Annotated in this window: 14 protein-coding genes; 10 read left to right on the top strand and 4 right to left on the bottom strand. The window is 59.2% G+C overall.

The features are described from left to right. Nucleotides 1-29: 29 nt before the first annotated feature. Complete coding sequence (gene frr / locus ACKVY0_RS03045) at nucleotides 30-596, bottom strand: ribosome recycling factor (RefSeq protein ID WP_409213317.1); 567 nt, start codon at nucleotides 594-596, stop codon at nucleotides 30-32. Nucleotides 597-641: 45 nt separating this feature from the next. Then, the gene (gene pyrH, locus ACKVY0_RS03040; RefSeq protein WP_409213316.1) at nucleotides 642-1,379 is read right to left on the bottom strand and encodes a UMP kinase; all 738 of its coding nucleotides are present in this window, start codon (nucleotides 1,377-1,379) and stop codon (nucleotides 642-644) included. A gap of 76 nt (nucleotides 1,380-1,455) precedes the next feature. Here pyrH and ACKVY0_RS03035 point away from each other — a divergent pair, with 76 nt between their 5' ends. Continuing rightward, nucleotides 1,456-2,619 (top strand): trans-sulfuration enzyme family protein, encoded by a 1,164-nt coding sequence (locus ACKVY0_RS03035; protein WP_409213315.1) that lies wholly within the window; start codon nucleotides 1,456-1,458, stop codon nucleotides 2,617-2,619. Nucleotides 2,620-2,781: 162 nt separating this feature from the next. Beyond that, nucleotides 2,782-2,934 (top strand): hypothetical protein, encoded by a 153-nt coding sequence (locus ACKVY0_RS03030; RefSeq protein WP_409213314.1) that lies wholly within the window; start codon nucleotides 2,782-2,784, stop codon nucleotides 2,932-2,934. A 554-nt stretch (nucleotides 2,935-3,488) separates the two neighbouring features. Here the strand turns inward: ACKVY0_RS03030 and ACKVY0_RS03025 are convergent. Next, nucleotides 3,489-3,986: a hypothetical protein gene (locus tag ACKVY0_RS03025; protein WP_409213313.1), complete on the bottom strand. Its 498-nt coding sequence runs from the start codon at nucleotides 3,984-3,986 to the stop codon at nucleotides 3,489-3,491. Between the two features lie 139 nt (nucleotides 3,987-4,125). Between ACKVY0_RS03025 and tig the strand changes: the two genes are divergently transcribed. The 4 genes from tig (at nucleotide 4,126) to ACKVY0_RS03005 (ending at nucleotide 8,511) form a co-directional block, all read left to right on the top strand. Then, entirely contained in the window at nucleotides 4,126-5,475 is a 1,350-nt protein-coding gene (tig, locus tag ACKVY0_RS03020; protein ID WP_409213312.1) for a trigger factor, read from the top strand. A 102-nt stretch (nucleotides 5,476-5,577) separates the two neighbouring features. Continuing rightward, nucleotides 5,578-5,859, top strand: a complete 282-nt coding sequence (locus ACKVY0_RS03015) for a type II toxin-antitoxin system ParD family antitoxin (RefSeq protein WP_409213311.1) — start codon at nucleotides 5,578-5,580, stop codon at nucleotides 5,857-5,859. A 468-nt stretch (nucleotides 5,860-6,327) separates the two neighbouring features. Next, nucleotides 6,328-8,274, top strand: a complete 1,947-nt coding sequence (locus ACKVY0_RS03010) for an ATP-dependent DNA helicase RecQ (protein ID WP_409213310.1) — start codon at nucleotides 6,328-6,330, stop codon at nucleotides 8,272-8,274. Between the two features lie 45 nt (nucleotides 8,275-8,319). Then, entirely contained in the window at nucleotides 8,320-8,511 is a 192-nt protein-coding gene (locus ACKVY0_RS03005) for a hypothetical protein (RefSeq protein ID WP_409213309.1), read from the top strand. A 178-nt stretch (nucleotides 8,512-8,689) separates the two neighbouring features. On the opposite strand, the gene ACKVY0_RS03000 is transcribed toward ACKVY0_RS03005, so the two are convergent. Next, entirely contained in the window at nucleotides 8,690-9,193 is a 504-nt protein-coding gene (locus ACKVY0_RS03000) for a hypothetical protein (protein ID WP_409213308.1), read from the bottom strand. Nucleotides 9,194-9,334: 141 nt separating this feature from the next. On the opposite strand from ACKVY0_RS03000, the gene ACKVY0_RS02995 reads away from it, so the two are divergent. The 4 genes from ACKVY0_RS02995 (at nucleotide 9,335) to ACKVY0_RS02980 (ending at nucleotide 13,019) form a co-directional block, all read left to right on the top strand. Further along, entirely contained in the window at nucleotides 9,335-10,588 is a 1,254-nt protein-coding gene (locus ACKVY0_RS02995; protein WP_409213307.1) for an SGNH/GDSL hydrolase family protein, read from the top strand. 104 nt (nucleotides 10,589-10,692) lie between these two features. Further along, the gene (locus ACKVY0_RS02990; RefSeq protein WP_409213306.1) at nucleotides 10,693-11,451 is read left to right on the top strand and encodes a creatininase family protein; all 759 of its coding nucleotides are present in this window, start codon (nucleotides 10,693-10,695) and stop codon (nucleotides 11,449-11,451) included. Between the two features lie 16 nt (nucleotides 11,452-11,467). Continuing rightward, nucleotides 11,468-11,761 carry a hypothetical protein gene (locus ACKVY0_RS02985; protein WP_409213305.1) on the top strand — a complete coding sequence of 98 codons (294 nt, stop codon included), beginning with the start codon at nucleotides 11,468-11,470 and terminating at the stop codon, nucleotides 11,759-11,761. A 16-nt stretch (nucleotides 11,762-11,777) separates the two neighbouring features. Then, the gene (locus tag ACKVY0_RS02980) at nucleotides 11,778-13,019 is read left to right on the top strand and encodes an MFS transporter (RefSeq protein WP_409213304.1); all 1,242 of its coding nucleotides are present in this window, start codon (nucleotides 11,778-11,780) and stop codon (nucleotides 13,017-13,019) included. Nucleotides 13,020-13,033: the final 14 nt, after the last annotated feature.

The following is a 13,033-nucleotide window of genomic DNA, read 5'->3' as shown; positions in this document are numbered from 1 at the left end:
GAACTGAGCACTGAGCACTGAGCACTTGGTTAAACAGTCATAATCTCCTTCTCCTTCGACGCTACATGCTGGTCGATTTCGGCGATCTTCTTGTCGGTCATGGTCTGAATTTCCTTCTCCATGCGGTGGAGATCATCCTCAGTGATGCTGCCGTCTTTTTCGCCTTTCTTAATGGCTTCCAGTGCATCGCGCCGCGCAGAACGCACGCGCACGCGGGCGTCTTCGCCGAGGGTCTTGCACATCTTCACCATCTGCTCGCGGCGCTCGGTGGTGAGAGATGGAATCGGCAAACGGATGACCTTGCCTTCGATGCTGCCGTTCAAACCGAGGCGTGATTCACGAATCGCGCGGTCGATGTCTTGGAGCGTGGCAGGATCAAACGGCTCGATGCGGATCAGACGCGCATCTGGCGTGGTGATCATCGCGAGCTGCTTCAGCTTCATGTGGCTGCCGTAGCTCATCACATGCACGTCCATGTTTTCGACCAGCGTGGGGTTGGCCTTGCCCGTGCGCACGGTGGCAAATTCGTGGATGGCGTGCTCGACGGCCTTCGTCATGGCCTCATCGGCCTCCAGCATGGTTATTTCAGGGTCCATAGTCTTGGGATTTGTAATTTCAGATCTCAAATTTGAAATCAAAGATCAGCCGTTGGCATCGACCATCGTGCCGATGTATTCGCCGACGAGAGCGCGGCGAATGTTATCCGGTTCGTTCATGCTGAACACGCCGATGGGCATGTTGTTCTCCATGCACAGCGAGAAAGCCGTGGAGTCCATCACCTTGAGCTGGCGTGTCAGGCACTCGTGGAAGCTGATGCGGTCAAACTTCACCGCGTTCGGATTCTTCGCCGGATCAGCATCGTAGATGCCATCGACCTTCGTGGCTTTGAGCACGATCTCGGCATTGATCTCGCTGGCGCGCAGCGCGGCGGTGGTGTCGGTGGAGAAAAACGGATTGCCCGTGCCAGCGGCGAAGATCACCACGCGGCCCAGTTCGAGATGGCGCATCGCTTTGCGGCGCACGAAGGGCTCGGCCACGTTGTCCATCTTGATTGCGCTCTGCACCCGCGACGGCACATCCATCGCCTCCAGCATGCTCTGCAAGGCCAGCGAATTCATCACCGTGGCCAGCATGCCCATGTAATCCGCCGTGGCACGCTCCATGCCCTTGTTGCTGGCCGTCACACCACGCCAGAAGTTGCCACCGCCGACGACCACGGCGATTTCGAGGCCCGTTTGATGCGCCGCTTTGATCTGCGCCGCCATGTCTTCAACGATGGGCGGAGAGATGTTGTCGGTGCTCCCCGGTTGTCTCAACGCTTCACCGCTGAGTTTGAGCAGAACGCGACGGAATTTTCGAGGAGCAGTAGGGTCAGACATGAAAGATCAGATTTGATTCATAAAGCATGAGCGCAGGGGCCTTGCAAAGCTAATTCTGCATGTCACTCATCACGCCATGAAAGACGACCCCACCATTCCTCCCGACGCACGCTTTGAAACTCGTGCGATTCATGTGGGCCAGGACTACCGCAGCGAGACCGGCGCAGTCATTCCGCCGATCTACATGACGTCCACGTTTGAAACCGGCAATCCCACCGGCTTTGACTACACCCGCTCCGGCAATCCCAACTTCCGCAACCTCCAGACCACCCTCGCCAGCCTCGAAAACGCGACGCACTGCACCGTCTTCGCCAGCGGCCTCAGCGCCATCTCGGCCATCCTGTTTTCACTCAAAGCGGGCGATGTGATCCTCTCCGAGCAGCAGATCTACGGCTGCACCTACCGCATCTTTGAAAAAGTGCTGCGTCGCTTTGGTGTCACCATCAAATACGCCAACCTTGCCAACGCCGCGAACTACGGCCTCATCGCCGACCTCAAGCCCGCGCTCGTCTGGCTCGAATCGCCCACCAATCCGCTGCTGAAAATCCTCGACATCAAGGCCATCAGCGCCGCCGCACACAGCGTCGGCAGCATTGTCGCGGTCGATAACACCTTCGCCTCCAGCCTGCTTCAGCAGCCGCTTGATCTCGGTGCCGATCTCTCCCTGCTCAGCACCACCAAATACACCAACGGCCACAGCGACAGCCTCGGCGGCGCGGTTTGCACCAACTCCGACGAGTGGCAGGAGAAAATGATCTTTGCTCAAAAAGCCATCGGTTTGCAGCCCAGTCCTTTCGACACCTGGCTCACGTCACGTGGCGCCAAAACCGAGGCCTTGCGCATGGAACGCCATTCCTCCAACGCCCTCGAACTCGCCAAGCGTCTCGAAGGCCGCAAAGGCGTGAAGAGCGTCAAATACCCGTTCCTGCCCAGCCATCCGCAGTACAAACTCGCCAAGAAGCAGATGAAATCCGGCTCCGGCATGCTGCTCGCCGACTTCGGCCTCAGCTACGTCAAGACCCTCGATTTCATCCGCCGCCTTCGCCTCTTCACGCAAGCCGAGAGCCTCGGCGGCATCGAAAGCCTCGTTGCCCACCCCGCCAGCATGACCCACGCCTCGATCCCCAAAGCCACCCGCGAAGCCGCCGGCGTCACCGACGGGTTGGTGCGCTTTTCTGTTGGCATCGAGCACGTCGAAGACCTGTGGGCGGACATTGACCGGGCGCTGAAGGAGAAGTGATCATGGCGAGATCAAACGGAAATTTGACACTGACAACGAGTTGGCGGTCAATCCGTCGTCATCCCCCGTTGTAGCTTCGGCGAAGCGGCCTTGGGCCAGCGCGAAAGCGCTGGCCCTTGTTTTTATCCACTTCGCATCGCGTGAGAACAATTGTCTATGTCGATGGCTTCAACCTCTACTTCGGGGCACTGGCTGAACTCGCAGCAGTTGGCGGAACTGCATCTCAAGGGCCATCACCAGATCACCGGGATCAAATACTTCTTCACGACGCCCATCTCGACCGCTTCGACTGCGCGTCGTGATCATCAGTGGTGACTCGGACCTGCTCATGGCCGTAAAGAATGTCCGCCACGAGCTTCACAAAGTCGTCGGCGTGCTCAATCCCCAACGTCATCCCTGCCGCGTGCTCCAGGCTCACGCGAACTTTTACAAGCACCTGCGCCCGAACTTCATCGCGCAGTTTCCAGATCAGCTTACCGACTCTCACGCACCTTCTCCAAACCCTCGGCGTGGTTAGGCTGGAACTGATCACTCCAATGGCAGCTTCCAATAGTCGATGAGTTCGGCCCAAGGGTGCCAAATGGAATGGGATTCATCGTCTTCGTCGATATGCAGTCCTCGGGCGTGAAACCACAAAAACAGTGCGTGTCTTTCCTTGGTGCTTGCTGCTTTGGCTTCTGGTTCGAGGCCGTTCTCTTCACCTGCTAGGATGTTATAATGCAGCCGATTGGACAAGATGACTGGTTTCGGTGTGTTCAGCCGATAAAAGAGATGGACGCAGCTTGGCCCAAACAGGGCCACAAGCAGTAATACAAATGCTCCAACTCCTGCTCGCTAGAGGGATCTGCTTCTCATGAAACAATCGGAAGTTAAGGTGCCCACGCCGCACTCGTCCACACCCTCGGCTTACCATTCGGCAGCTTGTCGAGATCGAGTGGTGTGTTGTTCTTCACTTCCAGCTTCTGACCACGGATTTCCAGGGTCAGGGGGCCGGTGAGGTCGGTTTTTTCCAGCCAGAAGCGCAGGCGGAGGTCGGCGGTGGTTTGGGCCTCGACGGTGGCGGGGCGTTCGACGGGCAGGACGAAAGGTGGCACGTCCTTGCCGGCGGCATTGATCAGGCGCACGTCGGGCGGCTGCATGAAGAGCGGGCGTGGGCTGGCGTTCTTGTAGCGCACTTCGAGATCGAGCCGGGCGTTGCCAAAATCACGCTCCAGCGTGCAGCGGCGGAGTTGCAGGGGCGCATCGGCGTTCATTTCGGCCACGGGACCGTCTTCAGCCGATGGAGCGTCTGATTTAAAGGACCACCAGACGGCGATGCCGCCTGCGATCAGCAGCAGCCAGACCTCAAATCTCTGAAACACGCGCATGGGAGGGGGGAATCGGGGGTTGCGTTCTCTGTTTGTCAAAACCGGCAAACTGTCTATCATGCGCGCCCCTCCGGCCCGGACGCGGCTTCCACCGCCCGGTTTTTGCGATGGAAAACACTTCGCCCCTAAACCCTTTCTCATGAACATCAACGTCGAACATCAGCCCAACTGCCGCGCCGTCGCCCACGTCCGCGTTCCTGCCGACCAAGTCGGCAAGGAGCGTGACGAGATCCTCACCTATTTTGCCAGCATGGTGCGCCTGCCCGGCTATCGCCCCGGCAAGACGCCGAAAAGCATCGTCGCCAAGCGCTACGAGAACGAGGTGAAGGACGAACTCGAGAAAAAACTCATCAGCGCAGGCCTGCGTCAGGCCGTGAAGAGCGAAGGCCTCGAACTCCTCAACGTCCTGGCCGTGAACGACAAGATGTATCACGACACGGACAAGAGCTTCAGCTTCACCATCGAGATGAGCCTCGCACCGAAGTTTGAGCTGCCCGAGTACACCGGCATCCCCGTCAAACTCCCGCGCATCGAAGTCACCGACGCCGATGTGGACCACGATCTCCTCCACCTGCGCGAAAACCAGTCTTCCTATGAAGACGTGGAACGTGCCGCCGCCATTGGCGATGTCGTCGTTCTCAGCGTCACTGGCAGCCTCGACGGCCAGCCGCTGGCCGAAGCCATGCCCGACGCTCCCGCCCATCTCAAGGAGATGCAGGAAAACTGGTTCCTCCTCGCCGAAGAAGACGATTTCCTCCCCGGTTTCTACGCAGGCCTCATCGGCATCGCCAAAGACGACGAGCGTACGCTGAACATCACCATCGCCGATGATTTCAACTTTGAAGCGCTGCGCGGCAAGACGATCGCCCTGGCCGCCAAGTGCCATGGCGTGAAAAACAAGGTCGTGCCCGAACTCACCGAAGAACTGATCAAGAAGGTCGGCGGTGATGACATGACGCTTGAAACCCTGCGTGAAGAAGTGCGCGACGCTATCCGTCGCCGCCGTGAACAGGCCCGTGACGCCGCGAAGTCCAACCAGGTCATCGCCCACCTCTTTGAAAAAGTGGAGTTTGAACTCCCGCAGGAAGTCGTGAACCGCGAAGCGCAGCGCCGCACCAATGAGATCGCCATGCGCGCCATGCAGCAAGGCATCGGCGAGGAAGAACTGATGAAGCAGCAGGACGAAATCCTCAACAGCGCCACCAATCAGGCCCGCCAGAACGTCAAAGTCAGCTTCATCCTCGAACAAATCGCCAAGAAGGAAGCCCTCGAAGTCCCCGGCCAGAAGATCGCCATGGCCCTCGCCCAGCTTGCCGAGCGCCAGAAGGTGCCCGCGAAGAAATTCATGGCCGAGGCGCAGAAGAGCGGCCTCATCGACAACGTGCGCGGCGACCTGCTCCTGCAGGAAGCCATGGAGTTCCTCAAGGACCGTGCCGCCGTCGAAGAAACCGACCCTGAGCCGGAACATTGCGACGCGCATAGCAAGTGATGGGCGGTGGAGCCGTCAAGGATTCGTCAAGAGGTCAAGGAATGGTCAAGCAGGCCATCAACACGACACTTGACCACGTCTTGACCGGCGTAGCCTTGACTGTTGACCGGCTGGCATCGGGATGTCATTCTTGAATCCAAGATGACGATTACCCTGCCAGCCGAACAGGACAGCTTCCTTGGCCGCCTCGTGGCGATGGGCCGTTTTCCATCGCGGGAGGCGGCAGTCGTGAAGGCCGTGGAGTTGTTGGAGACGGAGGAATCCATGAGCTGGCTGTTGCCGCAGCCACTCAGCCGCGAAGATGCAGAGCAAATCTATGCCGCCGACCCCGCTTGGGAAGCGGTGGAAAACTCCGTCGCCGGACTGACCGTGCCCGAAGCATGAAACAGTGGGAGATTCGAACCTATGCCTTTCCTGGAGCGGGTGAGCATCCAGCGGTGATCGTCTCTCATCCACTTCGGGTGGAGCGCAAAGAAACGGTGGAAGTACTTTTCTGCACCACCCTGCGAGCAGGCCACCAGCCCGGTCCGCACTAGGTGATCTTGAATGGAGCCGACGGTTTGAACTGGAGTACGCTCTGCCGCTGCGACCTGATCTATTCGGTACCGCGTGCTCATCTTTCGGAATTGCGCGGCAGTGTCGCGCCTGAAAGACGCCGCGACATCATTCGCAAGATTGTCGCCAGTCATGGCTGGGTGTGACGCCGCCGTCAAAGAGTCGTCAAAGAGGTCAAGAGTTGGTCAAGCAGGTCGCTGCACGACTCTTGACCACGCCTTGACAGGCGAAGCCTTGACCCCAATCAAGTCAACGTTTGCATTGCAGGCAGAAGCCTGAATGTGCCATGAGTGCCGCATGCCTCACGATCTCCACGCCGCCCTCAAACAGCACTTCGGCCACAAGGCCTTTCGTGCCGGGCAGGAGCAGGTGATGGAGGCGCTGCTCGCTGGAAGAAGCGCATTAGCTCTGTTTCCGACGAGCGCGGGCAAATCGCTTTGCTACCAATTGCCCGCGCTGCTCATGGATGGCGTCACGCTCGTCATTTCGCCGTTGATCGCGCTCATGAAGGATCAAGTGCAGGCGCTGCGGGCGCGTGGTATCGCCGCAGCACGGCTGGATTCATCACTCTCGGCCGATGAAGCAGCGCAAGTCTTTGAGGACATGCGCAACGGCACGCTGAAGCTGCTCTACATCGCGCCGGAGCGGCTCATGAATGAAAACTTCGTCGAGCGGCTCAAACGGCTCAAAATCTCGATGATGGCGGTCGATGAAGCGCACTGTATCTCCGAGTGGGGCCACAATTTCCGCCCGGAATACCTGCGGCTCGCACTGGTGGCGAAGGAACTCGGCATTAAGCCCGTGCTCGCCCTCACCGCCACCGCCACACCATCGGTCGCGGCGGATATTCGCCGCGCGTTCGACATCGAGCAGGCGGATCACGTGCAAACCTCGTTCCTGCGGCCGAATTTATATTTCCGCATCACCCCCTGCACCGCGCAGCAGCGCCTCCCCGTGCTCACGAAGCTGCTGCTCAAGCGCAAAGTGCCCTCCATCGTCTATGTGACGCTGCAAAACACCGCCGAGGCCGTGGCGACGCATTTGCAGAAGAGCGGCGTCAACGCTTTGGCCTACCACGCCGGTTTGCCGGATGAACACCGCCACGCCGCGCAGGATGCCTTCATGAACGGCCAGACGGATGTTATCGTCGCCACCATCGCCTTCGGCATGGGCATCGACAAAGCGGACATCCGCGCCGTGTATCATTACAATCTGCCCAAGACGCTCGAAAACTACTCGCAGGAAACCGGCCGCGCCGGTCGCGATGGCAAGACATCCGTCTGTGAGATGCTCGCCTGTGCGGATGACTGCATCGTGCTCGAAAACTTCACTTTTGGCGACACGCCGACACCGCAGGCCATTCGCCAGCTTCTTGACCATCTGCTGCTGCAAGGCGGTGAGTTTGACATCTCGATGTACGACCTCGCCCACGCCACGGACATTCGCCCGCTGGTCATAGAAACGGTCATCACCAACCTCGAGCTCGACGGCATCCTGCGTCCGCTCGGCTCGTTTTATGCCAGCTATCAGTTCCGCTTCATCCAGCCTGAGCAGCGCATCCTTTCCGGTCATAAACCTGAGCGGCAGGCCTTTCTGCGCCGTTTGTTCCAATGCGGCAAACGCGGCACCAAGTGGATCACGCTGAATCCCGACGAAGCCGCCACCGAACTCAATGAACCGCGCGACCGCGTGCTCAAAGCGCTGACTTGGCTCCAAGAATCTGGCGACATCGAACTCAAGCCCAGCGGCAGCCGCCAGAAGTATCGCCTCGCTGAGGATGCGCATCGCCGCGATCCGAAGGAAATCACGAAAAAGATGCAGGCACTGTTTGCTGAACGCGAAAAGCGCGATGTTGAACGCCTGCGGCAGGTGCTGGAGCTGGCACAGCATCGTGGCTGCCTCACGCGCTGGCTGTTGAACTACTTCGGCGAAGCCACGGAAACCGACTGCGGCACCTGCACGAGTTGCAAAGAACGCGAAAAAGGCCGCACCGACGATTCCCCGCGCGAAATCCCGCAATCCGAGTCGCCGCCGATCACCATCGAGCACGTCGCCGCCATTCATGAAGTCATCGCCGAACGCAAAGCCGCGCTCCGCTCCTCCCGCCAGCTTGCCCGCTTTCTCTGCGGCCTCACCAGTCCCGCGACAAGTCGCGAACGCCTCGGCAGGCATCCGAGTTTCGGTTTGCTCGAACGCATCCCGTTTGGTGACGTGCTCGCTCAGACCGAGACGATGCTGCGGTGATTTTCGGGCTTGGCATGCCGCCCGCGTTCGGCATCTTAGCCATCAATGAAAGCGGTCACCAAACTAGGCTCAAACAAAAAGTCCACTGCGCCTAAAGTTCACACGATCAGCGTTGAGGGCGTGAAGATACGCATCCGCACGCCGCGTGACCGCAAGGGGCTGGTCCCCATGGCCACTTGGCAGGCCGCAGTTGCGGCGGTCGTCGCCACCCGTAAAAAGCCCATCTTCGTCCGGTGAAGTCCAGCGACTTAGCCCGGACCAGCGGTGGCGATGTGTATTCAAATGACGACGATGCTCTGATGACCCATTACTCTTTGCCTGCCAGCCACGTCAGACATCATGGGTCCACTTGAGCCAGTCGCTCCGACTCACAGGTTACAAACCTGTGCCACTTTAAGTTTCTGCGACCGAAGTCCTATTTGGCGGAAACTCGATAGTATCGTCGGCTCTCCTTGCTCAAGACGAACCAGCCAAGCAGGGAAAGGACGATGGCAAATCCAACCCACTGACCTGCCACGACCTTCGCATCACCTTCGAGGCCAGGCCAGGTCACGGTCATGGCGGTCGAACCCAACGCCAGGAAACTACTGAAGGCGAGACACGCTGCCGTAAGCCAGTACACCCAGGGCTTTCGCGTGCTTGCCATCATGGCCCGAAATGCCATCAAACAGGTCAAAAACCAAGTCCAGGTCACCACATCGTGGTGAGGTTTCACTTCGCCCATGGAGAACTCGCCCCTGGGATCATGGCCAAACAGCATGCTGATAGTCCACGACACGGCACCGATAACCAGAAAGCACAGCCAAAGCACCGCCATACAGCCCCCTGTGAGCGCCGGCAGCGCGAGGCATCCCGCCGCAGCCTGACTGGACAGTGGCCTCCTCATTGGAGCATCCGCCACGGGTGCTGCTGGATTCATGGTTGGCTCCAATTCACTCATTTGCGGATCATGTTAGCCAACTGCCCTCTGACTGACAAGTCCACGCCCGATGATCACGAAAACAATTCTTGCAAAGCCGCACGCTTTCCGGCGGTATGTGAGTCCCTCCTTCCAACCACCATGCGTCTCCTCTCACTCCTTCCCCTCCTCCTCGTCTCTGTCAGCCTGCGGGCTGAATCTCTGCTGCCCCCGAACGCCCGTGTCGCCGTGATCGGCGACAGCATCACGGAGCAGAAGATTTATTCCAAGTACATCGAGACCTACCTGCTGGCCTGCACGGGCCGCAGCGACATCCATGTGTTCCAGTTTGGCTGGAGCGGCGAGCGTGCGGGTGGATTTGCGGCGCGGCTTGAAAACGACCTGGCGGTGTTCAATCCAAACGTCGCGACGACGTGCTATGGCATGAACGACGGCAGCTACACGGCCTTCACCCCGCAGATCGGCGCTGAGTATGAGAAAAACATGCGCGCCATCCTGGCTGGGTTCAAAAAAGTCGGCGTGAAGCTTGTGGCAGTGGGTTCACCGGGCGGTGTCGATCCGGATTTCTTCACGCGTCCGACGATCAAGGGCGAGATCTACAACGAAAACCTCGCGCAGCTTCGCGACATCGCGAAGAAGCTCGCGGAGGAGAACAAGCAGCCGTTTGCGAACGTGCATGACACGATGATGAGCGCTCTCGAGAAATCGAAAGCCGCGCTCGGCAAAGGCTACGGCCCTTTTGGTGGCGACGGGTTTCATCCTTCGGCTGCGGGCCAGCTTCTCATGGCGCAGGCGTTTCTGAAGGCGCTGGGCTTTGATGGCGAGATCGGCACGATCACGGTGGATATGAAGGGTCAAGGCACTGCCAGCAGTGGCCATGTGGTCAAAGCGGGTCAGGGTGGCAGTGTGTCGCTGGAGAGTTCGAAGTGGCCGTTCTGCTTCGATGCCGATCCCAAGAGCGCTGGTAGCAATCGTAGCATCCTGCCCTTCACCAGCTTCAATCAGGATCTCAACCGCCTCACGCTGCAGGTGAAGAACCTCGGTACCGCGAAGGCCAAGGTCACCTGGGGAGCGCAGAGAAAGGAATTCAGCCGCGAGCAGCTCGAAGCGGGTGTCAATATCGCCGCCGAGTTCACCCAGACGCCGTTTGATGCCGCGTTTGCCGGTTTGATCAACGCCATCGGCCAGAAGCAGACCTATGAGACGACGCTGATCAAAAGCTTCGTCACGCACATGCGGGTCGTCGTCGCCGAGGCCGCCGAGGAACCCAAAGTGGCCGCTGCGCTGGCGAAACTGAAAAAGAAGTTCGCGGACGAGCACGCCAAGATGGACGCCAACGTGCGCAAGCAGATCAAACCGGTCACACACACGATCAAGGTTGAGGAAGTGAAGTAATCCAATCCATTTCACCACAGAGGACACGGAGATGCACAGAGTTCTGAATTCCGGTCTCTGTGCCTCTCTGTGAACTCTGTGGTGAAATAAAAACGTCTCCACTCATGCAATTAGCCGATTTGAAATGGACCGAGGTCGCGGTGCTGAGCCGCGACACACCTGTGATCTTTCCCGTGGCGGCGCTGGAGCAACATGGACGGCACATGCCCCTGTTCACCGACAGCATGCTGACAAACGAACTCATCCGCCGCACTGAGGCAGCGATGGGTCAGCGCGTGTTGATCGCGCCGCTGATGTGGCTGGGCAATTCGCATCACCACATGGATTTCCCTGGCACGCTGTCGGCGGAGCCACGGGTGTATCTCGATCTCCTCAACGGGCTGATGGACAACTTCATCGCCCACGGCTTCAAGCGCCTCGTCTTCATCAATGGCCACGGCGGCAACGACATTCCCGGCAAGCAGGCCGTGTTTGAGACGCGGCAGAAATACCGCGACCGCAAAGATCTGATGCTGCTCTTCGCCACCTACTGGAACCTCGGTGCCGAGCCGTGGACACGCGATCCAAGCATCAAACAACGTGTCATGGGCCACGCCTGCGAGTGGGAGACCAGCATGGTGCTGCGCCTGCGTCCCGAACTCGTCGGCGATCTCACGAAGACTTGCGACGTGCCCTTCGGCAATGCCTTCGAGCCTGCGAGCCGAGGCTGGACGATGACTGACCGCAGCGAACCCGGCCACGTTGGCGATCCTCGCTCTGCGACGGCGGAGAAAGGCGAGGTGCTGTTCTCGTGCTTCACGGATGAAGTCGTGAAGATGCTGGAGCGCGTGATCGCGTGGGATGGAAGGAGCTGGGAGGGGTAGATAAACCTTTTTCGCGATGAGCTTAAATCACGACATGTTGACGCCAATTGGAACTATCGGCTGGTTTGCAATGTTGGTGATCGGACCAATCAGGCGTCAGCAATATGGTGAAATACTGATCCCAGTGATCTTCGGGATGGCGATCATTGATGCATGGGCCGTGGCTCCATCTGCACTGCGCCAGGAGCATTCATCAAGGCTGGAAATGCAACTTTGGGCGGCAGCTCTGTTTCCATACGTGGTTATTTTGTATTGGGCGGGCAAAGCGGTCTTTGGCTCCAGAGAGGCACCAAAGAATGATCTGAAATAACTCTCAAATTGCATGCATGACCACTGAACGCTCCCCCCTCTGGAAATGGTATCTCTGCGGCCTGCTGCTGCTGGCGACGACGATCAATTACATGGATCGGCAGACGCTGGCGAATGCGGCGGTGCGGGTGACGAAGGAGTTTCATCTGTCGCAGGAGCAGTATGGGGATCTGGAGCTGGCGTTTGGGTGGGCGTTTGCGGTGGGATCGCTGGTGTTTGGGTTTTTGGCGGACCGGTTTCGAGTTTACTGGCTGTATCCGGTGGTGCTGGCGGGCTGGTCGCTGATGGGCATTGCCTCGGCGCACACGGATGGCTACTGGCCGCTGCTGACGTGCCGGGTGCTGCTGGGATTTTTTGAGGCGGGACACTGGCCGTGTGCGCTGAAGACGACGTTTGCGCTGCTGGACCCGAAGGATCGAACCATGGGCAACAGCGTGCTGCAAAGCGGGGCGTCCATCGGGGCGATGGTGACGCCGCCGTTGATGATCTGGCTGATGACGGACGACATCAAGAGCTGGCGCTTCGCCTTTGAGATTATCGGCGGCATCGGCTTGCTGTGGGTGGTGGTGTGGTTCGCCTCGATCCGCAAAACGGAGCTGGATGTGGTGATCCCGGATGATCCGTCGAAACGCGAAAGCATGTGGGACATCCTGCTGAGCCGTCGGTTCTGGGCGCTGGCGATTTTGATCTTCGGGGCGCAGACGTGCTGGCATCTGTTTCGCGTGTGGCTGCCGAAGTTCATGCAGGAAGGGCGCGGTTACTCGGAGACGGAGGCGCTGGCGTTCAACTCGGCCTACTACATCGGCACGGACATCGGTTGCATCACTGCGGGGTTCATTTCGCTGTGGCTGGCGCGGCGGTTTGCGATTTCGGCGCATGGGGCGCGGCGCTGGGTGTATGCGGGGGCATGTTTGATGACGTCATTCAGCGTGTTGCTTCTGTGGCTGCCGAAGGGCTGGCCGCTGATGGGCGCGATTCTCATCGTGGGGGCCGGGGCGCTGGCGTTGTTCCCGTGCTACTACAGTTTTGTGCAGGAGCTGTCGGAGCGGCATGTGGGCCGACTCACCGGATTGCTGAGCATGTGGGTGTGGGCGGTATCGTCGCCGATGCACAAGCTGTTTGGCAGGATGGTGGATGAGACGAAGTCGTTTGATCTGGGCATGGCGATGGCCGGTCTGGCGCCGTGGCTCGGTGTGATCGCGATGAAGCTGCTGTGGGACACGCAAAAGGCGGATAGCACGGCGGCGGCGACGCGTTGAAGTGTGCCTCCACC

The sequence above is a fragment of the Prosthecobacter sp. genome (genome assembly GCF_046154365.1).
Classification (GTDB): Bacteria; Verrucomicrobiota; Verrucomicrobiia; order Verrucomicrobiales; family Verrucomicrobiaceae; genus Prosthecobacter.
The sequence above is the reverse complement of the archived record's forward strand: the minus strand, read 5'-3'. Positions and strand labels throughout refer to the sequence as shown.